A 25,329-nucleotide genomic window follows, 5' to 3' on the forward strand; every position below is an offset into this window, starting at 1 on the left:
CTGGACCGCTTTCGGCGCATTTCTCAGCCCGATGGCAACGGACTGGAAACCATCTTCCACTACCCTTCCGGGCGAATCGCGTTCAAAGCGCACCGCAGATCAAGGCTTCGACCATGCAGAACGCCAGCTTCGCCGGCCGTTTCAAGGTGGGCACCCGCATCCAGGTGGGGTTCCTTCTGATCCTCGCCCTTCTCGCCCTGGTGGCCGCGCTGGGCGTGCGGTCGTTGTCGACGGTGGAGGACGGCTTCACCCGCTACGCGACCATCTCAGACGCGTCGCTGCGGATTTCCGACGTGGACGGCTCGGTCTCCGACATGCGCCGCAACGCGCTCAACTACTCCTTTACCGGCAACGCCGCCCTGGTCGCTCCGGTCCAGGACCAGCAGAGGAAGCTGGGCGAGAAGCTGCGCTCCATCCGCGAAATCACGCAGGATCCCGGCCGCCGCGCCAATATCGAGGCGATGATCCGCTATTTCGACAGCTACACCGCGAATTTCGCCCGGCTGGTCAAGGCGCGCGAGCTGCGCGCCCAGGTGGAGACGGAAGAGCTGACGCCGATGGGCATGAAGGCGCGCGAGGAGGTCGCTCAGACGATGGCCGCCGCCCAGGCCGCCGGCGATTTCGAAGCGGCCGCCCAGGCTGGCAAGGTCCAGGAACTGATGCTTGTCGCCCGGCTCGGCGCCCTGCGTTACACCTCGGCGCCGACGGTGAAGGGGGCGGAGGACGCGCGCGGCCAGATGGCCGATTTCATCAAGGCCGCGACCACCCTGTCGACCCGTCTGGCCGATCCGGCGCAAAAGCGCGCGATGGAGGATGCGGCGCAGACCGGCGCCCGCTATCTCGACGCCTTCAACCGCATCGTCAAGGCCGTCGACGAGGTCCAGGCGCTTGCCTTCAGCGTCATGACCAAGGAGGCGGAGGAGTTCGCCACCCTGGTGGACAAGACCATCGCCTCGCAGACGGAGGCGCGCGAGAGCGTGCTGGCGGGTGCGCAGACCGACATCGCCAACACCCGCAACCTGCTGATCGGCATGGCGGTCGGCGCCTTCGTCCTCGGCATCCTGGTGGCGCTGATCACCGCGCGCTCCATCGTCCGCCCGGTGGTGCAGATGACCGGCACGATGACGCAACTCGCCGCCGGCACCCTGACGGTCGATGTTCCGGCGCTGGAGAACCGTGACGAGATCGGCCTGATGGCCAAGGCCGTCCTGGTGTTCAAGGAGAACGCCATCGAGAAGAAGCGGATGGACGAGGCCGAGCGTGAGCGGCTGGAGGCCGAACGCCGCGCCGCCGAGGCCCAGCGCGCCCGCGAGCAGGCGATCGGCGAGGAGATCGCCGGCCTGATCGACGCGGTGTCGAAGGGCGACCTGGAACGCCGCATCGATCTGGCCGGCAAGGATGGCTTCTACAGGACCATGTCGGAGGGCATCAACCGCCTGACCGACACGGTGGAGGCGGTCATCGCCGATCTGGGCGAGGTTCTGGCGGCCCTGGCCCAGGGCGACCTGAACCGCCGGGTCACCCGCGATTACCAGGGCGCCTTCGAGCGGGTGAAGACCGACGTCAACGCCACCTCGACCCGGCTGGCCGAGATCGTCGGCCAGATCACCCAGGCGGCGGAGACCATCGCCGCCGCCGCCGCCGAGGTGTCGCTGGGCTCCTCCGACCTCGCCGACCGGACCGAGCAGCAGGCCTCCTCGCTGGAGGAGACCGCGGCCAGCATGGAGGAGCTGGGGGCGACCGTCCGCTCCAACGCGGAGAACGCCCAGCGCGCCAACGTGATGGCGGCCCAGGCCCGCAGCTCCGCCGAATCGGGCGGCGGCGTCGCCGGATCGGCCATCGAGGCGATGCGGCGGATCGAGGAATCCAGCCGCAAGATCACCGACATCATCGGCGTGATCGACGAGATCGCCTTCCAGACCAACCTGCTGGCGCTGAACGCGGCGGTGGAGGCGGCGCGGGCCGGCGACGCCGGGCGCGGCTTCGCCGTGGTGGCGCAGGAGGTGCGGCAGCTCGCCCAGCGCTCCGCCCAGGCGTCGAAGGAGATCAAGGGGCTGATCCTGGACAGCGACGCCCAGGTCAAGGACGGCGTCGATCTGGTCAGCAAGGCCGGTCAGGCTTTGGACGGCATCGTGTCCGGGGTGCAGCAGGTTGCGACCCTGATTGCCGAGATGGCATCCGCCTCCTCCGAGCAGGCTACGGCGCTGGACGAGATCAACTCGACCGTCGCCAACATGGACGAGATGACGCAGAAGAACGCCGCCCTGGTCGAGGAGACCACCGCCGCCGCCCAGGCGATGAGCGGTCAGGCCGGCGACCTGAAGGCCCTGGTCGGCTTCTTCAAGCTCGAACAGCCGGCGGGCTTCGGCTATGCCCCGGCACCGCGCGCGATGGCGGCCGCCCATGCCGTCCATACCGCCCCGGCGGTCGTCACCACCCGCCGCCCGCCGCCCGCCGTCCGTGCCACCGCCGCCAAGCCCGCGGCCCGCGGCAATGGCGGCAACGGCGGCGGCACGGCCCACGCCGCTGGCGCCAAGGCGCCGGCCCGTCCGGAGGCCCGGTCCGAGTCCTCGACGCGCGTCGCCGGCACGGTTCCGGTGCTGAAGCACAGCGTCGGCGACGACGATGACTGGAAGGAGTTCTGAGCGGACCCGCGAAGGCCGCCGGCCGGACGATCTTCGGCCGGACGATCTTCGGCCGTCCGGTCGGGGGCCGCGGGCCTTGAGGGCGTCGAGCGGCCCATTTCCCACCCACATCGTCATACGGCCGCGCTTGCGCCGGCACGAACCCCCATGATAGGCGTCGAATCGGTCCAACAGGTTGGAGCAGCGCCCGAATGACGGAGGTTCTTCGCCGGTACGGCCCGGTTCTGACCGGGGTCATCCTGCTCGCCGTGGCGCTGTGGCTGGCGCTGCTGGTGGTGCTGCCGCAACTGATGATGGTCGGCTTCTCCTTCCGGCCGTCGCTGCCGCCCTCGAAGATCGGCGGGCCGGAGGATGTCTTCACGGTCAGGAACTACCTGACGCTGTGGACCAACCAGATCCATCTGACGATCTTCCTGAAAACGATCTGGGCCAGCGCGCTCGTCACGGCGACCACCTTGGCGGTCTGCTATCCGGTCGCCTTCTACCTGGCCCAGGTCGCGCCGAAGCGGCGGCTGCCGCTGTTGATCCTGATGCTGGTCGTGCCCTTCTGGATCAACGAGCTGCTGCGCACCTTCTCCTGGTACATCATCCTGGCCTTCAACGGGCCGCTGAACGCGCTGCTGCTGGGGCTGGGCATCATCGACGAGCCGCGGCGCTTCCTGGGCGGCGACGCCGGGGTGATCGTCGGCATGGTCTATGTCTACATCCTGTTCATGGTCTTCCCGCTCTACAACGCCATCGAGTCGCTGGACCGCAACCAGATCGAGGCGGCGCGCGATCTCGGGGCCGGCTGGCTGCGCATCCATCGCCGGATCGTCCTGCCCCATGCCAAGCCGGGCATCGCCGTCGGCTGCATCATGACCTTCATGCTGGCGGCCGGCAGCTACGCCGTGCCGGCCCTGCTGGGCGGGCCGAACAGCCGCTGGTTCACCGAGATCATCTACAACTGGTTCTTCGAGGGCGGGAACTGGAACCAGGGGGCGGCCTACGCCTTCATCCTGCTGGTGCTGTGCATCGGCTTCATCCTCGGCGCGATGCGGTTGTTCCGCGTCGGGCTGGCGGATATCGCGAAATGAGCCGCCGCCAAATCTGCCCGCAGCCCATGGAATCGCAGACAGGATCGCAGACAGGATCGCCGACATGACCGCCGCCCGACTCCGCCGCCTGCTGACCGGCTCCTATCTGGTGCTGTTCTTCGCCTATCTGTTCCTGCCGCTGGGCATCATGGCGGCGGCGACCTTCAACAGCAGCCGCTTTCCCACCGTGACGCCCTGGATGGGCTTCACGCTCGGCTGGTTCCAGGCTTTGTGGGAGGATCAGCGCATGTGGGCGGCGCTGGGCACCAGTCTGGTCGTCGGGGCCGGAGTGATCGCGCTGGCGGTGCCGCTGGGGCTGGCGGCGGCGCTGCTGCTCGACCGGCTGCATAGCCGGGCCAAGACCTTCCTCTATGCCCTGATGGTGTCGCCGCTGCTGACGCCGGGGGTGATCGTCGGCATCTCGACGCTGGTGTTCTGGCGGGAATGGTTCGGGGTCAGCGGCGGTCTGTTCCTGACCGTGGTGGCGCAGTCCAGCTTCATCGCCGCCTACGCCATGCTGCTGTTCTCGGCAAGGCTGGAGCGGTTCGACCCGGTGCTGGAGGAGGCCGCCCTCGACCTCGGCGCCACCCATGGGCAGGTGTTCCGCCGCATCACGCTGCCGTACCTGATGCCGGCGATCCTGTCGGCGGCCCTGCTGGCCTTCCTACAGAGCTTCGAGAACTACAACACCACGATGTTCGTGCGCGGGCTGGACACCACGCTGACCGTCTATATCGCCAGCAAGGTGCGCACCGGCCTGACCCCGGCGGTCAACGCCCTGTCGCTGGTGCTGATCGCGCTGACCATCCTGGGGGCGGTCGTCTATGAAATCCTGCGCCGGCGCGAGGCGCGCCGGCAGGCAGGACCCTGACCCTCAGTCCTCGTCCGCCTCGTCGGCGTCCGCCTCGATCTGGGCGGCGAGGTCGCGCAGCATGTCGATGACGTCCTCGTGGCTGGTCTCGTCGACGGCGGCGTTGACCGCCGCCTCGATCATGGCGACGGCGATGTAGGGGCCGAGCGGGCCACCTTCCTTGATCGCCTCATCCAGGTGCTTTTCGGCGATCGACAGCGCCTTTTCGAACAGCGCCTCGGCCGTCTGGTTGGTGGTGTCCTTGCTCATCGTCCGGTCCGTTGCGGAGGGGTGGGTCCGACTCCAATAACACGGCCACCGGCGGATTGGTGCTGGAATTCGCGGACCCCGCCGGAAATAGCGGCTCCCAGACCATCGAGCGGAACCGTAAGCGGAACGGCAGGCCGGGCTTGCGCCGTCCCGGACCATACGCCACAGTCCGGGACCGCATTGACCTATACGGCAAGGGAACAGCATGACCGGGACGCCCGACCTGACCAGCCCCGACCTCTACCGCTTCTGGTGGGAGGAGCGGGTGCGTTTCAACGATCTTGACGCGCTCGGTCATGTCAACAACAACGCCCTCGGCGTCTTCTTCGAACAGGCGCGCATCGCCCTGCTGCACGGCGCCGGCGGCTTCCGCAAGGATGACCCCTGGACCGTGGTGCTGGCCCGCAGCCTGATCGAATTCAAGGCGGAGCTGCTCTATCCCAACACCGTGCGGGTGGGGGCGCGGGCTCTCAGGGTCGGCACCAGCTCGATCACGCTGGGCTGCGCCATCTTCCTGGGCGACCGCTGCATCGCCACCCAGGAGGCGGTGTCGGTGATCGTCGACAAGGCGGCCCATCGCCCGACGCCGATCCCGGAACCGTTGCGCGCCAAGCTGCTGGAGGCGTAAAGGGGGCGCTGACGTCCAGCATCCTCCCTCTTCGCTCCCGGATTCCCGCCATGACACGCCCCGCCAAGCGTCCCTTCGCCAAGGGACGCCCAGCCGCCCGCAAGACCGCCCAGCCGCCCCGCGACCTGCGGGAGATCGAGGTGACCATCACCGATGTCGGGGCGCGCGGCGACGGGCTGGCGCTGGCCGAGGGCGTACGCCTGTTCGTGCCGCACACGGTGGCCGGCGACCGCGTACGGGTCAGAGCCGGCGATGGCGATGGGAAGGGGGAGGGCGTACGCGCCGAGCTGCTGGAGGTGCTGGAGCCCGGTCCAGGCCGCCGGTCCCCGCCCTGCCGCCATTTCGGCCGCTGCGGCGGCTGTACGCTCCAGCAGATGGAGGACGATACCTATGCCGCCTGGACGGTTGGCGTGGTGCGCGGCGCGCTGGAGCGGGTCGGGCTGGGCGATACGGCGCTGGAGCCGTTGGCGCGTACACCCGCCGCCGCCCGCCGCCGCGCCCGGTTCGCGGCGCTGAAGCGCGGCGGGCGCGTCTGGTTCGGCTTCAACGAGCGGCAGAGCCATCGGCTGGTCGATCTGGAGGAGTGTCCGGTGCTGGCGCCCCGCCTGTTCGCCCTGGTGGAGCCGCTGCGGGTGCTGCTGGCCGGGCTGCTGCCGGAGGGCGGTGACGCCGACGTGATGCTGACCGACCTGGAGGGCGGGGCCGACCTGCTGCTGATCGGGCCGCGCGGCCTCGACCGTGCCGCCCGCGAGGCGCTGGTCGGTTTCGAGCCGGAGCGCGTCGCCCGCATCGCCTGGCAGCCCGCCGACCGCGCGGCGGTGGAGCCGGTGGCGAACCGCCGTCCGGCCTTCATCCGTTTCGCAAGCGTTCCGATCCAGCCGCCGCCGGGTGCCTTCCTCCAGGCCAGCGCCGAGGGGGAGGCCGCCCTGCTGGCGGCGGTGCGCGCGGGGGTGGGGCAGGCGGCCCGGATCGCCGACCTGTTCGCCGGCGTCGGCACCTTTTCCATTCCGCTTGCGCAACAAGCGTCGGTTCATGCGGTGGAGGGGGATGAAGCCGCGGTGACGGCGCTCGGCCGCTCGGTGCAGGGGCTGCGGCTGACGGCGGAGCGGCGCGACCTGTTCGAAAACCCGCTGGGGGTGAAGGAACTGAACCGCTATGACGCGGTGGTGTTCGACCCGCCGCGCGCCGGTGCGGCGGCCCAGGCGGCGGCGCTGGCCGGAGCCAGGGTGCCGCGGGTGGTGGGGGTGTCCTGCAATCCGGCCAGCTTCGCCCGCGATGCGCGGGTTCTGGTCGATGGCGGCTATCGTCTGGTCAAGGTCTGGCCGGTCGACCAGTTCCTGTGGTCGGCCCATATGGAACTGGTCGGCCTGTTCGAGAGATGATGTGCGGGCGGTGAAGGGAGGGGGGCGAGGGAACGGCGCCCCCCGCCGCCCTCTTCTCAATCCAGTTGCAGGACGATCGCCTTCAGATAGGCCGACTCCGGCAGGTGCGGATGGACCGGGTGGTCCGGCCCGGCGCCGGCGCTGCGCAGGATGCGGCCGGTGCGGCCGGCGTCGTTCAGGCCGCGGGCGACCTGCTCGGCGAAGGTCGGCGGGTCGACATTGTGGCTGCACGACCCGCAGAGCAGATAGCCGCCGGGGGCGGTGATCCTGGCGGCGAGACGCGCCATCTTGCGGTAGGCGCGGCAGCCGACCGCCAGATCCTTCTTCGACTTCACGAAGGCCGGCGGATCGGCGACCACCACCTGGAAGGTCTCGCCGGCGGCGTTCAGCCGTTCCAGCTCCTGGAAGGCGTCGGCCTTGCGCGCCTCGAAGCGGTCGGCGACGCCGTTCGCCTCGGCGGCGCGGGTGGCGTTCTCCAGGGCGAGCGCGGAGCGGTCGACCGCGATCACCCGGGTGGCGCCGGCCACCGCGCACTGGATGCCGAAGCCGCCATTGTAGCTGAAGAAGTCGATGGCCCGGCCGCCCCTGGCCAGCGAGGCGATGAAGGCGCGGTTGTCGCGCTGGTCGTAGAACCAGCCGGTCTTCTGGCCGTCCAGCGGGTTGGCGAAGAAGATGACGCCGTTCTCCTCCAGGCGGATCGGGCCGTCGATCCCGCCCTTCACCAGCCGGGTCTCCTCCGCCAGGCCCTCCAGCGCGCGCTGGGTGCTGTCGTTGCGCAGGATGACGGCGCGCGGGGCGATCACCTCGTCGATGGCGGCCAGGATCTCGTCGATCCGGCGGTCCATGAAGACGGAATTGGCCTGCACCGTCACCACATCGTCGAAGCGGTCGACGATCAGGCCGGGCAGCCCGTCCGCCTCGGCATGGACGACGCGGTAGAAGGGGCGCGGGAACAGCCGGTCGCGCAGCTCGACGGCCCGGCGCAGACGTCCGGCGATGAAGGCATGGTCCACCACGGTCGCCGGGTCGCTCGACAGCAGCCGGGCGGCGATCAGCGTGTGCGGATTGAAGGTGTAGATGCCCAGCGGCGTCCCGCCGGGGTCCAGCAGCCGCACCGGGCTGCCGGGCGGCACCGCCTTGGCGGTGTTGTCCATCTGGACTTCGTTGGAATAGACCCAGGGATGCCCATGCATGACGCGCCGCTGGCGGCCGGATTGCAGGTGGATCGCCGGGTATTTCTTGACGGGTTTGGTGCCGGTGTCGCTCATGGGCCCGCATCCTAGCGGCAAATCGGCGGCGCGCAATGGCCGCATGATGGCCGCGTGACGCGCCGCCGTCGGCCCGCCTATTCCGCCGAGACGGCGCCGTCGGGCGCTTCCCGGACATTGTCGTTGACCACGGCCAGATCCTTGCAGAAGCGGATCGTTTCCTGCCGGTGCCCTTCGATGAGGAAACAGCCGGGGATCGGATCGCGGCGGGACCCCTGCGGAAGATGGCGGTCCGGCAAGCTGGTGTGGATGGCGGCGCAGCCCAGCCGCCGGGCCAGCCCCTCCATCGCCCGCAGCAGCGTCTCGGCGATGCCGGCGACGTCGAACAGGTCGAGCACGACGAAATTGTCGACGCAGAGCGTGCGGCCATGGCGCAGATGCGGTTCCGCCGCGTAGCTGAACAGGCCGTGCAGGTATCCCTGGGCGTTCTGCACCGTCATGATGCCCTTGTGCGCGGGCACGCCGTCCCTGCCGGCATCGCTTCCGGTTGCGCCGCCCAGCAATGCTGCGGCAAATGCGCGCCATTGGTCGACCCCCAGGCCCGGCGCGATGGCGCAGACCAGCGGGTAGGCCTGGTCGATCTGGCGCCGACCAAGGGGTTTTGCGATGAAGCCGTCGTCCATTTCAGCCCGGGCGATTGCAAGGACGTTGAACGATGGCAGGCTCGGGGCGGAAGGGTCGTTGACGTAGATCAATGTTGCTTGCGCCCCCCCTCCACATAGTGGGCGCCATTGGAGACAGGCGCGCCCGGCGTCCCTCTCGGCATTGCCGAGTGCAACCTGTCCCGCTCCTTAACAGTACGTACCCAGTTGGTGGTGCAACCCAGAAGGCGCGGCCCCACGGCCGCCCGGGGCAAACGGGAGAGATTGTATGACATCAGCGACTCTGACTTCAGGGGCCACCCTGGGCAGCCAGCGGGTGTCGGAAGACGTGCGTTACCATGAGGACGCCATCCGACTCTTCGTGATCGCTGCAGTGTTCTGGGGCGTGGTCGGTTTCCTGGCCGGCACCTTCATCGCTCTGCAGCTGGCCTTCCCGGCGCTGAATCTCGGGCTGGAGTGGACGAGCTTCGGGCGCCTGCGCCCGGTCCACACCTCGGCCGTGATCTTCGCGTTCGGCGGCAATGTGCTGTTCGCCACCTCGCTTTATTCGGTTCAACGGACGTGTCGTCAGCATCTCTTCGGGGGCGAAGGGCTGGCGAAGTTCATCTTCTGGAACTACAACGTCTTCATCGTGCTCGCGGCGCTGAGCTATGTCCTGGGCTACACCCAGGGCAAGGAATACGCCGAGCCGGAGTGGATCCTCGACCTGTACCTGACGGTCACCTGGGTGCTCTATGCGGTCCAGTTCATCGGCACGGTGATGACGCGGCGCGAGTCGCACATCTATGTGGCCAACTGGTTCTTCATGGCCTTCATCCTGACCGTCGCCATCCTGCACATCGGCAACAACGTCAACATCCCGGTGTCGCTGTTCGGCATGAAGTCCTACACCTTCGTGTCGGGCGTGCAGAGCGCCATGGTGCAGTGGTGGTACGGCCATAACGCGGTCGGCTTCTTCCTGACCGCCGGCTTCCTGGGCATCATGTATTATTTCGTGCCCAAGCGCGCCGAGCGGCCGGTCTATTCCTACCGCCTGTCGATCGTCCATTTCTGGACCCTGATCTTCCTCTACATCTGGGCCGGTCCGCACCACCTGCACTACACCTCCCTGCCGGACTGGGCGCAGACGCTGGGCATGACCTTCTCGGTCATGCTGTGGATGCCGTCCTGGGGCGGCATGATCAACGGCATCATGACCCTGTCGGGCGCCTGGGATAAGCTGCGCACCGACCCGGTCCTGCGCTTCCTGGTGACCTCGGTCGCCTTCTACGGCATGTCGACCTTCGAAGGTCCGCTGATGTCGGTGAAGCCCGTCAACGCCCTGTCGCACTACACCGACTGGACCATCGGCCACGTGCATTCCGGCGCGCTCGGCTGGGTCGCCTTCATCTCCTTCGGCGCCATCTACTATCTGGTTCCGGTGCTGTGGAAGCGCTCGCAGCTCTACAGCCTGCGTCTGGTCAGCTACCATTTCTGGACCGCCACCATCGGCATCGTGCTCTACATCACCGCCATGTGGGTGTCGGGCATCATGCAGGGCCTGATGTGGCGCGCCTACGACAATCTGGGCTTCCTCCAATACTCCTTCGTGGAGACCGTGGCGGCGATGCACCCGTTCTACGTGATCCGCGCGCTGGGCGGCGTCCTGTTCGTCACCGGCGCCCTGATCATGGTCTACAACCTGTGGCGCACGGCGAAGGGCGATGTCCGCATCGAGAAGCCCTATGTCACCACGCCGCACAAGGCGACGGTCGGCGCGGCCTGACGCTAGGGAAGGATGCGAGAAATGGCTCAGGAAAAAAAGGGCTTCAGCCACGACCTGATCGAGCGGAACACCCTTCTGCTGATCGTGCTCGTGCTGATCACCGTGTCGATCGGCGGTCTGGTTCAGATCGTCCCGCTCTTCACGATCGAATCGACCATCGAGAAGGTGGAGGGGGTCCGTCCCTACTCCCCGCTCGAACTGGCCGGGCAGAACATCTACCTGCGCGAAGGCTGCTACAACTGCCACAGCCAGCAGATCCGTCCGTTCCGTGACGAGGTCGAGCGCTATGGCCACTACTCGCTGGCGGCGGAGTCGATGTACGACCACCCGTTCCAGTGGGGCTCCAAGCGTACCGGCCCGGATCTGGCCCGCGTCGGCGGCAAATACTCCAACGACTGGCAGGTCGCCCATCTGGTGAACCCGCGCGCGGTCGTGCCGGAGTCGATCATGCCGACCTATGGCTGGATGCGGGACCGTCCGCTGAGCTACGGCGACATCGCCGACCATCTGAAGACCTTGAAGATCGTTGGTGTGCCCTACACCGACGAGCAGATCGCCAACGCCAAGGCCGACCTGGAAGCGCAGAAGAACCCGGACGGCGACACCGCCGCCCTGCTGAAGCGCTACCCGAAGGCCGTGGTCGCGAACTTCACCGGCAACAAGACCGTCACCGAAATGGACGCTCTCGTCGCCTACCTGCAAGTGCTGGGCACCATGGTGGATTTCACCAAGTACCAGTCCAAGCAGTTGCAGCAGTAATCGGGGGAGGGATCCATGGACTTGGATTCGATCACGGTGATGCTTCGGTCCTTCTGGACGGTGTGGTTGATGCTGCTGCTGACGGGCATCCTGGTTTACGCCATGTGGCCCGGCAACCGCCGCACCTTCGACGACGCCGCCCAGATCCCGCTCAAGGATGATGGTCAGGAGCTTTAGACCATGGCACAGAATTACAAGGACGAGCTGTCCGGCGTCGAGACCACCGGCCACGAGTGGGATGGACTGCGCGAGCTGAACAACCCGCTGCCGAAATGGTGGCTCTATCTCTTCTATGTCTGCATCGCCTGGGCGATGGTGTATTACGTGTTCTACCCGGCCTGGCCGCTGGGCAAGACCTACACGAAGGGCATCCTGGGCTATTCCCAGCGCGAGGAGCTGGACAGCAAGCTGGCGGAAGCCAAGGCCGGTCAGGCCAAGTATCTGACCGCCATCGCCGCCAAGTCGGTCGACGAAATCCAGAAGGACAAGGACCTGCTGGGCTTCGCCATGGCCGGCGGCCGCTCCTACTTCAACGAGAACTGCGCCGCCTGCCACGGCGCCGGCGGCCAGGGCGCCAAGGGCTTCCCGACGCTGGCCGACGACGTGTGGCTGTGGGGCGGCACCTCGGCCGACATCTACAAGACCATCCAGCACGGCATCCGCTCGGATGACGGCGACACCCGCGGCACGCCGGGCACCGGCATGACCGCCTTCGGCAAGGATGGCATCCTCACCCGCGACCAGATCGATCAGGTGACGGACTATGTGCTGTCGCTGAACGGCAAGGCCGCCGATGCCGGCAAGGTCGCCAAGGGCAAGACCGTCTATGACGAGAACTGCGCCGCCTGCCATGGCGACACGGCCCAGGGTGCGCTTGCCGCCGGTGTCGACGGCGTCGGCGCCCCGCCGCTGAAACAGGCCAACTGGCTCTATGGCGGCGACAAGGCGACGCTGGTGGAGACGGTGACCAACGGCCGCGCCGGCGTGATGCCGGCCTGGTCCAAGCGTCTGGACGACGCGACGATCAAGTCGCTGGCCGTCTACGTCCACAACCTGGGCGGCGGCAAGTAAGCCGAACGGTCTGGAGCCAGCCGCTGGAACCAGAAGCTGGAACCAACGTCGGAACCGACAGGAAAGGGCGTCGGGGAGGTCACTCCCCGGCGCCTTTTTCTTTGCCGTCCGGGCGCTGTCGGCGGGCCGGAAAGGCCGATTCGTTAACTTCCTGTCATTTGATCCATCGCAATGTCCCTGCGGCAATCCGTCGCCATAGTTCCCGCGGCCGGAGTTTTCCGCCACTCTGACGACGCCGACTAGTCGAAGGGCAGCCAGCGACCATGAGCATCAGCACCATCACCGGAAATCGCCCCGCCGCTCCGAAGCGCGTCAAGCCGCCGCGCCAGAAGGGCTGGTACATTCCCTGGATTTTCGTCGGCGTCTTCATGATCGTCCTGGCGGTGAACGGGGTCATGGTCCATTTCGCGATGTCGAGCTGGACCGGGCTGGAGACCGAGAACCACTTCATCAAGGGGCTCGGCTACAACAACGACCTTGCCGGCGCCCGCGCCCAGGCCGAACGCGGCTGGCAGGTCCAGCCCGATTTCACCAGCACCGAACCGCGCAAGGCGGTGATCTCCATCACCGTCCGTGACAGGCAGGGCAACATCCTGAAGGATGCCGCCGTCACCGTGACGATGATCCGTCCGATCGCCGAGGGGCATGACAAGACGCTGTCGCTGCCCTATCTGGGCGAGGGCCGCTATGGCGCCCCGGTGGAGCTGGATCTGGAAGGCCAGTGGGACATGCGTTTCGTCATCACCCATGCCAGCGGCGATTATCAGGATCAGAAGCGCGTCTGGGTGCAGTGACGGCGGGACACGGGTGACGCCAGGATACGGGTGACGTTGAGATGACCGTCTGCCTCCATTGCGGACAAGAGCTTGGCGAGGGGGCGCAAGCCTTCTCCACGACCGCGGGCGATGGTGCCGGGCCCTTCTGCTGCACCGGCTGCGCCGCCGCCTACGACCTCGTCCGCGGGCTGGGGCTGGAGCGCTATTACGAGCGCCGCAGCGTCGATCCCACCGCCCGCCCGCTGCGCCCCGACGACGGCCCGGCGGCCGATTACGAGCCCCACGCCCGCGACGAGTCCGACGGCAGCCGCAGCCTGCACCTGATGGTCGACGGCATGCAGTGCGCCGCCTGCGTCTGGCTGATCGAATCGGCGCTCAATCGGCAGCCGGGCGTCGGCCACGCCCGCATGAACATGACCACGCGCCGGCTGACGGTGCGCTGGGATCCCCAGGCGACCGATGCCAACGCCGTGGTCGGCACGGTGGCGCAGCTGGGATACCGTGCCGTCCCCTTCGACCCCGACCGGCTGGGCGGCGTCCAGGCCAGGAGCGAGAAGGAGCTGCTGCGCTCGATGGCGGTGGCCGGCTTCGCCATGGGCAACGTCATGCTGCTGTCGGTGTCGGTGTGGGCCGGCCACAGCCAGGGCATGGGCACCGCCACCCGCGACCTGATGCACTGGATCTCGGCGCTGATCTGCATGCCGGCCATCGCCTACGCCCTGCGTCCCTTCGCGCGCTCGGCGCTGTCGGCGCTGCGTCATGGCCGCACCAACATGGATGTGCCGGTCACCATCGGCGTGCTGCTCGCCACCGGCATGAGCCTGTTCGAGACCATCCACAGCGGCGAGCACGCCTATTTCGACGGCGCCGTCATGCTGCTGTTCTTCCTGCTGGTCGGCCGCTATCTCGACCAGCGGGCGCGCGGCCGGGCGCGGTCGGCGGCGGAACAGCTGCTCGGCCTGCGTGCCAATGCCGTGACCATCCTGAACGCCGACGGCACCAGTGCCGTGGTGGCGCCGGAGCAGGTCACCCTGGGGAGCACCATCCTGGTCGCGGCCGGCGAGCGCATCCCGGTCGATGGCCGGGTGTCCGACGGGGTGTCCGACCTCGACACCGGCCTGATCACCGGCGAGACGGTGCCGGGCACAGCGCGGCCGGGCGACCAGGTCTTCGCCGGCACCCTGAACCTGACGGCGCCGCTGCGGCTGACCGTCACCGCGGTGGGCGAGGGCACGCTGCTGGCCGAGATCGTCCGGCTGATGGAGGTGGCGGAGCAGGGCCGCGCCAGATATGTCGCCATCGCCGACCGGGTGTCGCGCCTCTACGCCCCGGTGGTCCACCTGACCGCGCTGACCACCTTCACCGCCTGGATGCTGCTGGGCGGGGCGGTGTGGCAGGACGCGCTGATGAACGCCATCGCCGTGCTGATCATCACCTGCCCCTGCGCGCTGGCGCTGGCCGTGCCGGTGGTGCAGGTGATCGCCAGCGGCCGGCTGATGCGCCAGGGCACGCTGTTGAAGAGTCCGACCGCGCTGGAACGGCTCGCCGCCATCGACACGGTGGTGTTCGACAAGACCGGCACCCTGACCGAGGGGCGCCCGGTGCCGCAGCTCGATGGATTGGCGGCCGAGGATCTGGCGTTGGCCGCCTCGCTCGCCGGCGCCAGCCGCCATCCGCTGGCCCGCGCGCTCGCCGCCGCGGCACCCGAGGTGCCGGTGGCCGCCGGAGTGCGGGAGACCGCCGGCGCCGGCGTGTCGCTGCCGACCGCCGACGGCGAGGTGCGGCTGGGCAGCCGCCGCTTCACCGGCGCCCCGCTGGATGCGGAGGACGCCGCCGGCCCGGAGCTGTGGCTGGCCCGTCCCGGCGCCGCGCCGCGCCGGATCGTCTTCCTCGACGCGCCGCGTCCGGATGCCGCCGCGGTGGTGGCGGCGCTGAAGGCGCGCGGGCTGGAGGTGCGGCTGCTGTCGGGCGACCGCCGGGGGGCCGTGGCGGCGGTGGCGGAGCGGCTGGGCATCGCCGACTGGCGGGCCGAGCAGACGCCGGCCGACAAGACGGCGGCGCTGGCCGAACTGGCGGCCCGGGGCCGCAGCGTGCTGATGGTCGGCGACGGGTTGAACGACGCCCCGGCGCTGGCCGCCGCCGCGGTGTCGATGTCGCCGTCGACCGCGGTCGATGTCAGCCAGACCGCGGCCGACGTGGTGTTCCAGGGCCGGCTGCTGCGCCCGATCGTCGAGGCGGTGGAGGTGTCCCGCCGGTCGGGCCGTCTGGTCCGGCAGAATTTCGGCATCGCCCTGGTGTATAATCTGTGCGCCGTGCCGCTCGCCATGGCCGGCATGCTGACGCCTCTGCTGGCGGCGCTGGCGATGTCATCGTCGTCGCTGATCGTCATTCTGAACGCGCTGCGGTTGGCCCGCGGCGCCATCGTCAAGGATCTTCCCGTGCGGGACAACGCCGTCCGGGAACTGTCGGGTAAGGATTCGGGTGATGGACGAGCTTCTCTATCTGATCGCGATCGCGCTGAGCCTGGGCGGCCTGGGGCTGGCGGCCTTTCTGTGGGCGCTGAAATCCGGTCAGTTTGACGATCTGGACGGTGCCGCCCATCGTGTCCTGTTCGACGACGACCTGCCGGCGGCGCCCCATGGAGCCCCCGGCGCTGTCCCCCGGGCCGTCCCCGAGCCGTCCGCTCCGGAGGCCCGCCGCGGGCAATAGTACCAAATCTCCTATGGGCAAAGATTAGGTTGTATGCGTGCGAGGTTGCGATTCTCGGCGATTGCCACCAATATGGCCCCATGCGGAATGACAGGCTGGGTTCCTCCATGCCACCTTTTGATATGGTTCGCGCTCGGGAGAAGAGCGCTGCGACGGAAATGAATCCCTGCGGGGCCTGTCCCGTGCGCAGCCTGACGGTCTGTGCCGCCCTGGAACAGGAGGAAGTGCGCCGTCTTGCCGACATTCTGCAGAATGTGCGCATCGATGCCGGCCACACGCTGTTCGCGGAAGGCGACGCCGCCGACGCGCTCTACAATGTCACCTCCGGCACGGTGAAACTGTACAAGCTTCTGCCCGACGGGCGCCGCCAGATCACCGGCTTCCTGGTGACCGGCGATTTCCTCGGGCTGGCCGTCAACGACAGCTATGCCTACACCGCCGAATCGGTGACCAGCGCTTCGCTCTGCCGCTTCCCGCGCAAGAAGATCGATGCGCTGCTGGAGGAATTCCCCAAGATGCAGCGGCGCCTGTTCTCGATGGCGTCGAACGAATTGGCCGCGGCCCAGGACCAGATGCTCCTGCTCGGCCGCAAGACGGCCAAGGAGAAGATCTGCTCCTTCCTGCTGATGCTGTCGCAGCGCGCCGCCCGGCGCGGCCACAAGGAGAATCCGGTCTTCGTGCCGATGAGCCGGGCCGACATCGCCGACTATCTCGGCCTGACCACCGAAACCGTCAGCCGCACCTTCACCCAGTTGAAGACCGCCGGGGTGATCTCGTTGCAGGAAGGCAACAAGGTCCTGATCGCCGACCTCGACGCGATGTATGATCTGGCCGAAGGGGCGTGACGCGGCGCCCCGCGCCTTCGCGGGGCATGGGCGTGTTTGGTGATAAGTTCTTGAAATCCGTATAATTCTTGCCGGACCGGCTCGCCAGCCGGCAAGAACCGGGCGCTACCCGCGCCCGATCGGCCGCAATTCGAACAGCAGCCAGACCAGCATCGACACCAGCAGGATGGCGCCGGCCTGATGGGCGGCGGCGATCGGAATCCACACCACGGTCAACAGCGTGGCGATGCCCATCGCGATCTGCAACAGCACCATGGCGCCGGAGGCCAGCGCTGCGCGGCCGGCGCGGCCGGGAAGGCGGGTGGCCAGGACTCGGGCGCTCAGCAGCAGGACGACAAGACCGGTCAGGATCGCCAGCGTGCGGTGGATCAACTGGATCGCCGCGGTGTTCTCCACCGGGTTGAGCCACCAGGGGGTCAGCGTGTTCACCTCCGGCGGGATCCAATGACCGTCCATCAGCGGGAATGTGTTGTAGGCGAAGCCGGCATCCGATCCGGCGACGAAGGCGCCCCAAACGATGGTCACGGCGACCAGCCCCAGCGCCCAGCGGGCATGGCGGCGCAACCCCGCCGCCTCCGGCCGCCAGCCGGCCAGCGGCAGCGGGTCGAGCAGGCCGAGCGCGGTGCGCAGCAGCAGGGCATAGATCAGGATCGCGGTGCCGAGATGCAGGGCCAGCCGGTAATGGCTGACATTGGGTGAATCGACCAGCCCGCTCTTCACCATGAACCAGCCGATGCCGCCCTGCAAGCCGCCGAGCAGGAACAGGCCGGCGAGCTTCGGCCACAGAGCGGACGAGATGCGGCCCCGCATCCAGAAGCGCAGGAAGGGGATCAGGAAGACGAAGCCGATCAACTGGCCCCACAACCGGTGGAACCACTCCCACCAGAAGATCGACTGGAAACCGGCCAGATCCATGTGGCTGTTGTAGATGCGGAATTCCGGCGTCGCCCTGTACAGTTCGAAGACCCGGTTCCATTCCGCCTCCGACAGCGGCGGCAGGATGCCGATCAGCGGCTTCCATTCCACCATCGACAGGCCCGATTCGGTCAACCGGGTGATGGCGCCGATCACGGCCATGACCAGCACCATGGCGGCGCAGACCAGAAGCCAGAGGGCGATCGGCCGGTTCGGATTCGGCCGGATGGCGGAGGCGAGGCTGTCGGAGGCGAGGCTGTCGGAGGCGAGAGCGGTCAAGGCGGCATTCCGGAGCGCGGCGGTGGGATGTCCGCAAATGTGGGGCGAACATCCCGTCCCGTCAAACGGCTCTTGTCCGATGCCGGCAACGCCGGCTCGAAGGGGCCGGCACAAAGGGGCCGGCTCGGAGGACCTGGCTCAGGGCGTGCCGTCCCCGGTGGTGACGCCGGTCTTGGGCTGGCCGGTCTGGCTCACGAACAGCGCCTCCTCCGCCGCACGGCGGGCGACGAGGCCGGGCAGCCTGGTCGGCGTGCCGTTCACCGTGGCGTAGACCCAGCGGCCGAACTGGCCGGCGGCACCGGCATAGTCGCCGCTGTTCAGCAGCCTCAGCAGGGTCGAGCTTTCCAGGCTGCCGGCGCCCAGATTGAAGACGAAGGAGGCGAGCGCGCCGCGCTGATCCTCGTTCAGGGCAACCGTGACCAGGGCGTCGACATGACCGGCGGCGGCGGTCAGGTCGGAGGCGAGAAAGGCGTCCGCCTGTTCGACGGTGATGGTCTGCCCCATCTCGACGCCGGCGGTGTGACCGTAGCCGATGGTGGGAACGCCGGCCGGGCAGAGATAGGCGTCGAGATAGAGACCTTCGAAATGCTTCACGAGGTCGACCGCGGCTTGGCAGACCGGCTGGGTGGCCATGGATGGAAACTCCCGGATGGCGCGTTTTGCGGTCGCTGCCGACCGCCTTCGGGCGCGATCCTATCCTGCACGCTCGCGTGACGGGAAGTGTCGGTTTGAAATTGTCGTATTTGGTCGGAAGCGAATGGTCCGGGGGCGGCGATGGGATGGGGCGATGGTGTCAGGGCGTGAGGGTCTGCGCGGCGGCGAACAGCACGAACAGGGCGAACAGCAGCGCGAACAGCCCGGCGATGGTCGTGGCCTCCAGAAACGCCTCGATCAGCTGGCTTTCCCGGTTCCGCCAGCGCGTCCACAGGCCGGAAGCGATCTGACGGACGATGTGACGGAGGATTTGGGCGACGATGGCGGATGGCGCCTCGTGGCTTTCCATCCAGCGTTCAGCCTTCCGCTTCGCCATCATCGTGCCCTCCATCCTTGCCCCGGTGATTTATTAAAATTTTAGCGAAAGGCCGGAGACAGGGCTGTGACGGCGGTCACAGGGAGCCGTCGGGATCCGTTTTCCTGGTTCGGTGGGGACTCGCCGGCACGGGGACGGCCGGGTCCCGAATCGTGACCGTTCGAAGAAATCTCGCCGGCCCGCCATGCGGGTCGGAACAGGAAAATCAATACATCCCAATATGTTATCGGAAGGCTCCGAGGAATGGCGTCGACAGTCGCGTCAAATTCCCGAACGAGCCTCTTGAATCCCAAAACCGCTTCGATTAGCTGTCTGGCACTCGCCGGGCGGGAGTGCTAACAGCCTCCGGCCGGCGGAAAATCCATCAGTCAGAACCAAGCCTTGATCCAAGGAGGCATTCCCATGAAGTTCCGTCCGCTGCACGACCGCGTCGTCGTCAAGCGTCTGGAGTCCGACACCAAGACCAAGGGCGGGATCATCATCCCCGACACTGCCAAGGAAAAGCCGCAGGAAGGCGAAGTCATCGCCGTCGGTCCCGGCGCGCGTGACGAGTCGGGCAAGGTCGTGGCGCTGGACGTCAAGGCCGGCGACCGCATCCTGTTCGGCAAGTGGTCGGGCACTGAAGTGAAGATCGAAGGCGAGGATTTCCTGATCATGAAGGAATCCGACATCATGGGCGTGATCGAGGCCTAAGTCCTCCGCCCGTATCCTTCGAAATTTACCAGTAACAAGGAATCGAGACATGGCTGCCAAAGACGTCAAGTTCGGCCCCACCGCGCGCGAGAAGCTGCTGCGTGGCGTTGACATCCTCGCCGACGCCGTGAAGGTCACGCTGGGCCCGAAGGGCCGCAACGTCGTGATCGAGAAGTCCTTCGGCGCTCCGCGCATCACCAAGGACGGCGTGTCGGTCGCCAAGGAAATCGAGCTGGCCGACAAGTTCGAGAACATGGGCGCCCAGATGGTCCGCGAGGTCGCCTCGAAGACCAACGATCTGGCCGGTGACGGCACCACCACCGCCACCGTCCTGGCCCAGGCCATCGTCCGCGAAGGCGTGACCAAGGTCGCCGCCGGCCTGAACCCGATGGACCTGAAGCGCGGCATCGACCTGGCCGTCGCCACCGTCGTCGCCGACATCCAGGCCCGCGCCAAGAAGGTCACGACCAACGACGAGATCGCCCAGGTCGGCACCATCTCCGCCAACGGCGAAGCCGAGATCGGCAAGATGATCGCCCAGGCGATGGAGAAGGTCGGCAACGAGGGCGTCATCACGGTGGAAGAGGCCAAGAGCCTGGACACCGAGCTGGACGTCGTCGAGGGCATGCAGTTCGACCGCGGCTACCTGTCGCCGTACTTCGTGACCAACGCCGACAAGATGGTCGCGGACCTCGAGAACCCCTATATCCTGCTGCACGAGAAGAAGCTGTCGGGCTTGCAGCCGCTGCTGCCGGTTCTGGAAGCCGTCGTCCAGTCCTCGCGTCCGCTGCTGATCATCGCCGAGGACATCGAGGGTGAGGCGCTGGCCACCCTGGTGGTCAACAAGCTGCGCGGTGGCCTGAAGATCGCCGCCGTCAAGGCTCCGGGCTTCGGCGACCGCCGCAAGGCGATGCTGGAGGACATGGCCATCCTGACCGGCGGCCAGGTCATCTCCGAGGATCTCGGCATCAAGCTCGAGAACGTCACGCTCGACATGCTGGGCACCGCCAAGAAGGTCGTGATCTCCAAGGAGACCACCACCATCGTCGACGGCGCCGGCGACAAGGCCGACATCGAGGCCCGTTGCGGCCAGATCCGCGCCCAGGTCGAGGAGACCACCTCGGACTACGACCGCGAGAAGCTCCAGGAGCGTCTGGCCAAGCTGGCCGGCGGCGTCGCCGTCATCCGCGTCGGCGGTGCGACCGAGGTCGAGGTGAAGGAGCGCAAGGATCGCGTTGACGACGCGATGCACGCCACCCGCGCCGCCGTGGAAGAGGGTGTGGTCGCCGGCGGCGGCACCGCCCTGCTGTACGCCTCCAAGGCGCTGGACGCCCTGACCCCGGCCAACGACGAGCAGCGCGTCGGCATCGACATCATCCGCCGCGCCCTCCAGGCGCCGGTCCGTCAGATCGCCTACAACGCCGGCACCGACGGCTCGATCGTGGTCGGCAAGCTGCTCGACCAGACCGACACCAACTTCGGCTTCGACGCCCAGAAGGGTGAGTTCACCGATCTGGTTGCCGCCGGCATCATCGACCCGGTGAAGGTGGTCCGCACCGCCCTGCAGGATGCGGCCTCGATCGCCGGCCTGCTGATCACCACCGAGGCGATGATCGCCGAGAAGCCGGAGAAGAAGGCCGCTCCGGCCGGCATGCCGGGCGGCATGGGCGGCATGGACGACATGGGCTTCTGATAGCCCGTCGTTTCGACCGTTCCACGGTTCGGAAAGGGGCGCCTCCGCAAGGGGGCGTCCTTTTCTTTTGGTAGAATCGGCGCGCGCGGCCGTGCCACCGCTGCGCGGCCCCATCCGGAAATGTCAAGGCGAAGTCCGCCTTGCTTTGGCGCGGGCGGCTCCCAATAATCCGCCCCTCTTCGCCGGGAACCCCAGCCTGGGGCGCCGGCCTCCTGACTTCCGTATTTTTTGAACGAGGGCCTGTTCCATGCGCTCCTTCGAGGGCCAGCATTCCGACAACGTCGCCATCAAGCGCACCCGCGAGGAGAAGCAGCGTCAGCTGGTTCAGCTCAAAGAGCAGCTGGCGACGCTGAAAGCCCACGCGGCCCCCGCCATCCGTGAAGCGCTGGTCAAGCGCATCGCCGAACTCGACGCCGAGCTGCGCCAGCCCGCCAAGCCACCCCGCGAAGGGCGTGAGGGCAGGGCAGAAGGCCGGGGCGAAGGCCGCGACGATGCGCCGCGCCATCCCCGCCGCGAACCCCGTGCCAGCGTCTTCCGCGCCGAGGACGGCACCGACCGCAGCGCCGGTCCGACCGCGGCGAGCGTCTTCGCGTCGCCCCGCCGCCGCAGCTGAGGATCGGCAGCGCCATGCCCGCCGACCGCTCCGTCCCGGCCAAAGGGCTTCGTCTCGCCGACCAGGCCTGGCTGCTGATGATGATGCCGCCCCTGTTCTGGGCCGGCAACGCGGTCATGGGGCGGGCGGTCGCCGGGGCGGTGCCGCCCGTCGGGCTGGCCTTCTGGCGCTGGTTCCTGGGCATGCTGATCGTGCTGCCCTTCGCCTGGCGTCATCTGCGCCATGATCTCACGCCGATGCTGGCGCGCTGGAAAAGCGTTCTGCTGCTGGCGACGCTGGGCATCGGCGTCTTCAATACCCTTCAATACATCGCGCTGAACAGCACGACCGCGCTCAACTGCGTGATGCTGCAATCGTCGATGCCGGTGATGATCGTCCTGATGAGCGTCGTCCTGTTCCGCGACCGGGTGGGGGCGATGCAGGGGCTGGGGATCGTCGTGTCGCTGGCGGGTGCCACCACCCTGATCTCCCACGGCGATCCGGCGACGCTGCTGGGGCTGGAGCTGAATTCGGGCGATCTCTGGATGCTGGCGGCGGTGGTGATCTATGCCGCCTACACCACGCTTCTACGCCGCCGGCCGGCGGTTCATGGCCTGAGCTTCGTCGTCGTCACCTTCGCCATCGGCGCGCTGGAACTGCTGCCCTTCTATATCTGGGAGAGCCTGGGCGGCCATCCGATGCGGGTCAGCGGCATCACCCTGCTGGCGGTCGGCTACACCGTGCTGTTCCCGTCGATCGCCGCCTATCTCTGCTTCAACCGGGCGGTGGAACTGCTCGGCCCCAACACCGCCGGGCTGGCCATCCATCTGGTGCCGGTCTTCGGCAGCCTGCTCGCCATCCTGTTCCTCGGCGAACAGCTGCATCCGTATCATGGCATCGGCATCGCCCTGATCGCCGCCGGTATCCTTCTGGCGACCCGCCGCCGCGCCTGAGCCGTGGCGTTCGGGCGCCGGCAGCGCGCGACATGAAATTTCCCTTTTGTGCAATTAAGGGACTTGATCACAGCGGCATCGCGGTTCCACCAAGTCATTTTCCGCTCCGGCGAGCTTCTGATGAGATTGGTTATCAATTCGTTGGTTGTGTGTATGGCTAATTTGCGAAAATACTTCCGCTGTTCGCTGGCCGGTTTCGAACTATACCCTGGGGTAGCGCGAGGATTGGGCGGCTTGTTCGCCTGCTCGCGCGTATAATATCCCCGATATCCTTTTAGACATCCCCACTATCCCTCGCGATTGCAGCGGTCAATAAGGGATGACCGCTAAAATGCCGGACATGACGGTGGTTCGACACGGATCGATCGTCATCTGGAGCCGGCGCTGTTCGCCGGTCCGATGTGGTGGAGGTCCCCCAAAATGCCCCTGCAAATGTCCGCGCCCGTTTCCGTGCAAACCGCCTGCCTCGTTCACATCGTCGATGGCGACCTGCTGTCGCGCAGCACGCTGTCCCGGGCGCTGGGCGCCGTCGGCATCGCCTGCCGCGTCCACAGCACCGCCGCCGACGCGCTGGCCGTGCTGGGCACCGCCTCGTCCTGCATCGTCCTGCGCAGCGACCTGCCGGACATGACGATCAGCGAATTCATGGCCGAAGCCTCGCTGCATGGCCACGACCTGCCGGTCCTGGTGATGACCGAACAGGGCGACGTCGATGCCGCCGTCGCGGCGATGAGGGCCGGTGCCGTGGACTGCATCGCCCGCCCCTTCGCCGTCCCGGCCTTCCTGGAGCGGCTGCGCGCCTGCCTGGCCTCGGGCAACCCCCATGCCCAGCAGCGCGACCGCAGCCGCGACGCCGTCCGCCGGCTGGCCATGCTGAGCCGGCGCGAGTCGGAAGTGCTGGAACTGATCGTCGAAGGCAAGCAGAGCAAGACCATCGCCTGGGAACTGGGCATCAGCATCAAGACGGTGGAGGTCCACCGCGCCCGCATCATGGAGAAGACCGCCTGCCGCTCGATCGTCGGGCTTGGCCGTCTGTGGGAAGCGGCGGAAATGCTGCGCGGTCGCGACATGCCGCCCGTCCTGCCGATCCGTCAGCCGGCGCTGATGGGGGTGGCCGCATCCTGACGCCGTTCGGGGGGGCGGGCCCGCCCAATCGTCCTTGCCCGCCACCTTCTCCGCCACCTTCTGTCCGCCTTCCCCCATCCGGTGCCGTTTCGCCGGCACCGGCCGGTTGAAAAATGGGGATGGCCGCGTCCTTTTCTTGGGATTGACCGGGAGAGGATTGTAAAGTCACGGGGAACAGCAACCAGAGCGCTGACAGGAGCGGTCCGATGTTTCCCGATCATGGTCACCGTCGCATCGTCGTGGCTTCGCCCGACGACATCGCCACGGCGCGTCGGATCGCGGCGGAGCGGGCCGGGGGCGTGCTGGACTCCGGCGATGCGGCCCGGCTGGACCGGGTGGTGACCGCCGCGGCCCGCCATGCGCTGGGCCGGCCGGACGGTACGCTTCTGATCGCGCGGATGCGGAACGGGGCCGGTGTCGAATGCCTGGCTTACGACCGCGATCCCACCACCGTCGACCCGTCGGTACCGCCCGGCGCGGATGCGGCCCGGGATGGCGTTCCCGCCGCCGCCGCCCATGCCGCCGCCCATGCCTCCGGCTGCGCTCTGGACGCGGTCCGTGAAGAGGCCGATCGTTTCCATTTCCACATCACGCCGGGCATCGGGTCGGCGCTTCTGGCCCGCATCCTGAGGCCGGAAGCGGATGACGCGGCGCCGCCCGACGCCCTGGCGCAGACCGGGGCGGTGATGGTCGAGCGGAGCGGGGGCGGGGCCGCGCGTGGTGGGCCTTTCATCGATCACTGGTCCGTCGGTTGCGCCCCGGCCCGTGGTGGGGATGGCCCCTGCGGAATCGCCCTGATGATCGACGGCGACATCGCCAGGGAGGATGAGGCCAAAGCCGATGGCGATCCGCCGCCGCCCGTCACCATCATGACGCCCGAGGTGGTCCGGCAGGTGGAGACGGTGGTCGCCGCCACCGTGCCCGGACTGCCGGCTCCCGTGGTGGTGAACGCCATCCGGCGCGATCTGACCGGTCGGCCGGAGTTGCGGCTGTCCCATGGCCAGCCCCTGACCCGGATCGGGCGCTCCGCCGTCGCGGTCCTGCGGTTCGACGCCGAGGCGGTGGACTATACCGCTCTCGGCACCCTGGCCGGAGCGGTGGTGCGCCCTCAGGAGATCACGGCGCTCGGCGCCCGTTGGGCGATGATCGGGTTCAACCCGCTGGCTCCGGCCTCGGTCCATCTGCGGTGGGCGCCGGGGGATCATGTCGTGCTCTATACCGACGGATGCGACCGGTTGCCCGCCCTGTTCCTGCGCCGCGACCTGCACGAGGTCGAGCCGACGCTGGCGGCTCTGGTGCTGTTGCGCGACGGCGCGGTGCGCGACGACGACCACTGCATCGTGATTCTGCGCAACCGGGCCGACCGCCTGCCGGCGGCGGGCTGACGTCGTCGGGCTCCGCCG

General features: G+C 67.9%; 25 protein-coding genes. 19 read left to right on the plus strand and 6 right to left on the minus strand.

The genetic code is table 11. From position 1 onward, the window contains the following. The first annotated feature begins 113 nt into the window (after positions 1-113). The 3 genes from AZL_RS01745 (at position 114) to AZL_RS01755 (ending at position 4,592) form a co-directional block, all read left to right on the plus strand. On the plus strand, positions 114-2,645 hold the full coding sequence (locus tag AZL_RS01745) for a methyl-accepting chemotaxis protein (protein ID WP_012972955.1): 2,532 nt from the start codon (positions 114-116) through the stop codon (positions 2,643-2,645). A gap of 191 nt (positions 2,646-2,836) precedes the next feature. After that, a complete protein-coding gene (locus AZL_RS01750) occupies positions 2,837-3,721 on the plus strand; it encodes an ABC transporter permease (RefSeq protein WP_012972956.1) in 885 nt (294 codons plus the stop codon). Between the two features lie 64 nt (positions 3,722-3,785). Continuing rightward, the gene (locus AZL_RS01755) at positions 3,786-4,592 is read left to right on the plus strand and encodes an ABC transporter permease (RefSeq protein WP_012972957.1); all 807 of its coding nucleotides are present in this window, start codon (positions 3,786-3,788) and stop codon (positions 4,590-4,592) included. A gap of 3 nt (positions 4,593-4,595) precedes the next feature. On the opposite strand, the gene AZL_RS01760 is transcribed toward AZL_RS01755, so the two are convergent. After that, complete coding sequence (locus AZL_RS01760) at positions 4,596-4,841, minus strand: hypothetical protein (RefSeq protein WP_042442341.1); 246 nt, start codon at positions 4,839-4,841, stop codon at positions 4,596-4,598. Positions 4,842-5,046: 205 nt separating this feature from the next. Between AZL_RS01760 and AZL_RS01765 the strand changes: the two genes are divergently transcribed. After that, the gene (locus AZL_RS01765) at positions 5,047-5,469 is read left to right on the plus strand and encodes an acyl-CoA thioesterase (protein ID WP_012972958.1); all 423 of its coding nucleotides are present in this window, start codon (positions 5,047-5,049) and stop codon (positions 5,467-5,469) included. Between the two features lie 50 nt (positions 5,470-5,519). Beyond that, positions 5,520-6,851, plus strand: a complete 1,332-nt coding sequence (locus AZL_RS01770) for a class I SAM-dependent RNA methyltransferase (protein ID WP_012972959.1) — start codon at positions 5,520-5,522, stop codon at positions 6,849-6,851. 56 nt (positions 6,852-6,907) lie between these two features. Here the strand turns inward: AZL_RS01770 and AZL_RS01775 are convergent, their stop codons facing one another. Both AZL_RS01775 and AZL_RS01780 read right to left on the minus strand, forming a co-directional pair. Then, the gene (locus tag AZL_RS01775; RefSeq protein WP_012972960.1) at positions 6,908-8,119 is read right to left on the minus strand and encodes a class I SAM-dependent rRNA methyltransferase; all 1,212 of its coding nucleotides are present in this window, start codon (positions 8,117-8,119) and stop codon (positions 6,908-6,910) included. 77 nt (positions 8,120-8,196) lie between these two features. Further along, complete coding sequence (locus tag AZL_RS01780) at positions 8,197-8,742, minus strand: hypothetical protein (protein ID WP_042442343.1); 546 nt, start codon at positions 8,740-8,742, stop codon at positions 8,197-8,199. 247 nt (positions 8,743-8,989) lie between these two features. Between AZL_RS01780 and ccoN the strand changes: the two genes are divergently transcribed. The 8 genes from ccoN to AZL_RS01815 all read left to right on the plus strand — a co-directional run bounded on the left by ccoN (position 8,990) and on the right by AZL_RS01815 (position 16,646). After that, a complete protein-coding gene (gene ccoN / locus AZL_RS01785; protein ID WP_012972961.1) occupies positions 8,990-10,486 on the plus strand; it encodes a cytochrome-c oxidase, cbb3-type subunit I in 1,497 nt (498 codons plus the stop codon). Positions 10,487-10,507: 21 nt separating this feature from the next. Beyond that, positions 10,508-11,245 (plus strand): cytochrome-c oxidase, cbb3-type subunit II, encoded by a 738-nt coding sequence (gene ccoO / locus AZL_RS01790; protein WP_012972962.1) that lies wholly within the window; start codon positions 10,508-10,510, stop codon positions 11,243-11,245. Positions 11,246-11,260: 15 nt separating this feature from the next. Beyond that, positions 11,261-11,422 carry a cbb3-type cytochrome c oxidase subunit 3 gene (locus AZL_RS01795; protein WP_012972963.1) on the plus strand — a complete coding sequence of 54 codons (162 nt, stop codon included), beginning with the start codon at positions 11,261-11,263 and terminating at the stop codon, positions 11,420-11,422. 3 nt (positions 11,423-11,425) lie between these two features. Continuing rightward, complete coding sequence (gene ccoP, locus AZL_RS01800) at positions 11,426-12,316, plus strand: cytochrome-c oxidase, cbb3-type subunit III (protein WP_012972964.1); 891 nt, start codon at positions 11,426-11,428, stop codon at positions 12,314-12,316. A 263-nt stretch (positions 12,317-12,579) separates the two neighbouring features. Then, positions 12,580-13,110 (plus strand): FixH family protein, encoded by a 531-nt coding sequence (locus AZL_RS01805; protein ID WP_012972965.1) that lies wholly within the window; start codon positions 12,580-12,582, stop codon positions 13,108-13,110. A 41-nt stretch (positions 13,111-13,151) separates the two neighbouring features. Next, a complete protein-coding gene (locus tag AZL_RS01810; protein ID WP_012972966.1) occupies positions 13,152-15,671 on the plus strand; it encodes a heavy metal translocating P-type ATPase in 2,520 nt (839 codons plus the stop codon). Beyond that, positions 15,577-15,801, plus strand: coding sequence for a cbb3-type cytochrome oxidase assembly protein CcoS (gene ccoS / locus AZL_RS36800; RefSeq protein ID WP_042675091.1), 225 nt, complete (start codon positions 15,577-15,579; stop codon positions 15,799-15,801). Before AZL_RS01810 ends, ccoS begins: the two co-directional genes overlap by 95 nt. A 158-nt stretch (positions 15,802-15,959) precedes the next feature. After that, a complete protein-coding gene (locus AZL_RS01815) occupies positions 15,960-16,646 on the plus strand; it encodes a Crp/Fnr family transcriptional regulator (protein WP_086935327.1) in 687 nt (228 codons plus the stop codon). A 105-nt stretch (positions 16,647-16,751) separates the two neighbouring features. Here the strand turns inward: AZL_RS01815 and AZL_RS01820 are convergent, their stop codons facing one another. The 3 genes from AZL_RS01820 to AZL_RS01830 form a co-directional block, all read right to left on the minus strand. Next, entirely contained in the window at positions 16,752-17,840 is a 1,089-nt protein-coding gene (locus AZL_RS01820) for a COX15/CtaA family protein (protein WP_012972969.1), read from the minus strand. A gap of 138 nt (positions 17,841-17,978) precedes the next feature. After that, positions 17,979-18,473 (minus strand): lysozyme, encoded by a 495-nt coding sequence (locus AZL_RS01825; RefSeq protein WP_012972970.1) that lies wholly within the window; start codon positions 18,471-18,473, stop codon positions 17,979-17,981. Positions 18,474-18,633: 160 nt separating this feature from the next. Then, the gene (locus AZL_RS01830; RefSeq protein ID WP_042442346.1) at positions 18,634-18,873 is read right to left on the minus strand and encodes a hypothetical protein; all 240 of its coding nucleotides are present in this window, start codon (positions 18,871-18,873) and stop codon (positions 18,634-18,636) included. Between the two features lie 399 nt (positions 18,874-19,272). Here AZL_RS01830 and groES point away from each other — a divergent pair, with 399 nt between their 5' ends. From groES to AZL_RS01860, 6 genes are all read left to right on the plus strand, one after another. Continuing rightward, positions 19,273-19,563, plus strand: a complete 291-nt coding sequence (gene groES / locus AZL_RS01835; RefSeq protein ID WP_012972971.1) for a co-chaperone GroES — start codon at positions 19,273-19,275, stop codon at positions 19,561-19,563. Positions 19,564-19,612: 49 nt separating this feature from the next. Next, a complete protein-coding gene (gene groL / locus AZL_RS01840) occupies positions 19,613-21,256 on the plus strand; it encodes a chaperonin GroEL (RefSeq protein ID WP_012972972.1) in 1,644 nt (547 codons plus the stop codon). A gap of 247 nt (positions 21,257-21,503) precedes the next feature. Further along, positions 21,504-21,869, plus strand: coding sequence for a hypothetical protein (locus AZL_RS01845; protein WP_012972973.1), 366 nt, complete (start codon positions 21,504-21,506; stop codon positions 21,867-21,869). Positions 21,870-21,883: 14 nt separating this feature from the next. Next, on the plus strand, positions 21,884-22,801 hold the full coding sequence (locus tag AZL_RS01850) for a DMT family transporter (RefSeq protein WP_012972974.1): 918 nt from the start codon (positions 21,884-21,886) through the stop codon (positions 22,799-22,801). Between the two features lie 420 nt (positions 22,802-23,221). Further along, positions 23,222-23,926 (plus strand): response regulator transcription factor, encoded by a 705-nt coding sequence (locus AZL_RS01855; RefSeq protein WP_042442348.1) that lies wholly within the window; start codon positions 23,222-23,224, stop codon positions 23,924-23,926. A 206-nt stretch (positions 23,927-24,132) separates the two neighbouring features. Beyond that, the gene (locus AZL_RS01860) at positions 24,133-25,311 is read left to right on the plus strand and encodes a hypothetical protein (protein ID WP_012972976.1); all 1,179 of its coding nucleotides are present in this window, start codon (positions 24,133-24,135) and stop codon (positions 25,309-25,311) included. Positions 25,312-25,329 lie beyond the last annotated feature (18 nt).

It is taken from the genome of Azospirillum sp. B510 (assembly GCF_000010725.1).
Taxonomy (GTDB): Bacteria; Pseudomonadota; Alphaproteobacteria; order Azospirillales; family Azospirillaceae; genus Azospirillum; species Azospirillum lipoferum_B.

Bases quoted from the DNA above. Each gene is read 5' to 3' on its own strand.
- AZL_RS01745 (WP_012972955.1), top strand. From the start codon at position 114: ATGCAGAACGCCAGCTTCGCCGGCCGTTTCAAGGTGGGCACCCGCATC.
- AZL_RS01750 (WP_012972956.1), top strand. From the start codon at position 2,837: ATGACGGAGGTTCTTCGCCGGTACGGCCCGGTTCTGACCGGGGTCATC.
- AZL_RS01755 (WP_012972957.1), top strand. From the start codon at position 3,786: ATGACCGCCGCCCGACTCCGCCGCCTGCTGACCGGCTCCTATCTGGTG.
- AZL_RS01760 (WP_042442341.1), bottom strand. From the start codon at position 4,841: ATGAGCAAGGACACCACCAACCAGACGGCCGAGGCGCTGTTCGAAAAG.
- AZL_RS01765 (WP_012972958.1), top strand. From the start codon at position 5,047: ATGACCGGGACGCCCGACCTGACCAGCCCCGACCTCTACCGCTTCTGG.
- AZL_RS01770 (WP_012972959.1), top strand. From the start codon at position 5,520: ATGACACGCCCCGCCAAGCGTCCCTTCGCCAAGGGACGCCCAGCCGCC.
- AZL_RS01775 (WP_012972960.1), bottom strand. From the start codon at position 8,119: ATGAGCGACACCGGCACCAAACCCGTCAAGAAATACCCGGCGATCCAC.
- AZL_RS01780 (WP_042442343.1), bottom strand. From the start codon at position 8,742: ATGGACGACGGCTTCATCGCAAAACCCCTTGGTCGGCGCCAGATCGAC.
- ccoN (WP_012972961.1), top strand. From the start codon at position 8,990: ATGACATCAGCGACTCTGACTTCAGGGGCCACCCTGGGCAGCCAGCGG.
- ccoO (WP_012972962.1), top strand. From the start codon at position 10,508: ATGGCTCAGGAAAAAAAGGGCTTCAGCCACGACCTGATCGAGCGGAAC.
- AZL_RS01795 (WP_012972963.1), top strand. From the start codon at position 11,261: ATGGACTTGGATTCGATCACGGTGATGCTTCGGTCCTTCTGGACGGTG.
- ccoP (WP_012972964.1), top strand. From the start codon at position 11,426: ATGGCACAGAATTACAAGGACGAGCTGTCCGGCGTCGAGACCACCGGC.
- AZL_RS01805 (WP_012972965.1), top strand. From the start codon at position 12,580: ATGAGCATCAGCACCATCACCGGAAATCGCCCCGCCGCTCCGAAGCGC.
- AZL_RS01810 (WP_012972966.1), top strand. From the start codon at position 13,152: ATGACCGTCTGCCTCCATTGCGGACAAGAGCTTGGCGAGGGGGCGCAA.
- ccoS (WP_042675091.1), top strand. From the start codon at position 15,577: ATGGACGAGCTTCTCTATCTGATCGCGATCGCGCTGAGCCTGGGCGGC.
- AZL_RS01815 (WP_086935327.1), top strand. From the start codon at position 15,960: ATGAATCCCTGCGGGGCCTGTCCCGTGCGCAGCCTGACGGTCTGTGCC.
- AZL_RS01825 (WP_012972970.1), bottom strand. From the start codon at position 18,473: ATGGCCACCCAGCCGGTCTGCCAAGCCGCGGTCGACCTCGTGAAGCAT.
- AZL_RS01830 (WP_042442346.1), bottom strand. From the start codon at position 18,873: ATGATGGCGAAGCGGAAGGCTGAACGCTGGATGGAAAGCCACGAGGCG.
- groES (WP_012972971.1), top strand. From the start codon at position 19,273: ATGAAGTTCCGTCCGCTGCACGACCGCGTCGTCGTCAAGCGTCTGGAG.
- groL (WP_012972972.1), top strand. From the start codon at position 19,613: ATGGCTGCCAAAGACGTCAAGTTCGGCCCCACCGCGCGCGAGAAGCTG.
- AZL_RS01845 (WP_012972973.1), top strand. From the start codon at position 21,504: ATGCGCTCCTTCGAGGGCCAGCATTCCGACAACGTCGCCATCAAGCGC.
- AZL_RS01850 (WP_012972974.1), top strand. From the start codon at position 21,884: ATGCCCGCCGACCGCTCCGTCCCGGCCAAAGGGCTTCGTCTCGCCGAC.
- AZL_RS01855 (WP_042442348.1), top strand. From the start codon at position 23,222: ATGCCCCTGCAAATGTCCGCGCCCGTTTCCGTGCAAACCGCCTGCCTC.
- AZL_RS01860 (WP_012972976.1), top strand. From the start codon at position 24,133: ATGTTTCCCGATCATGGTCACCGTCGCATCGTCGTGGCTTCGCCCGAC.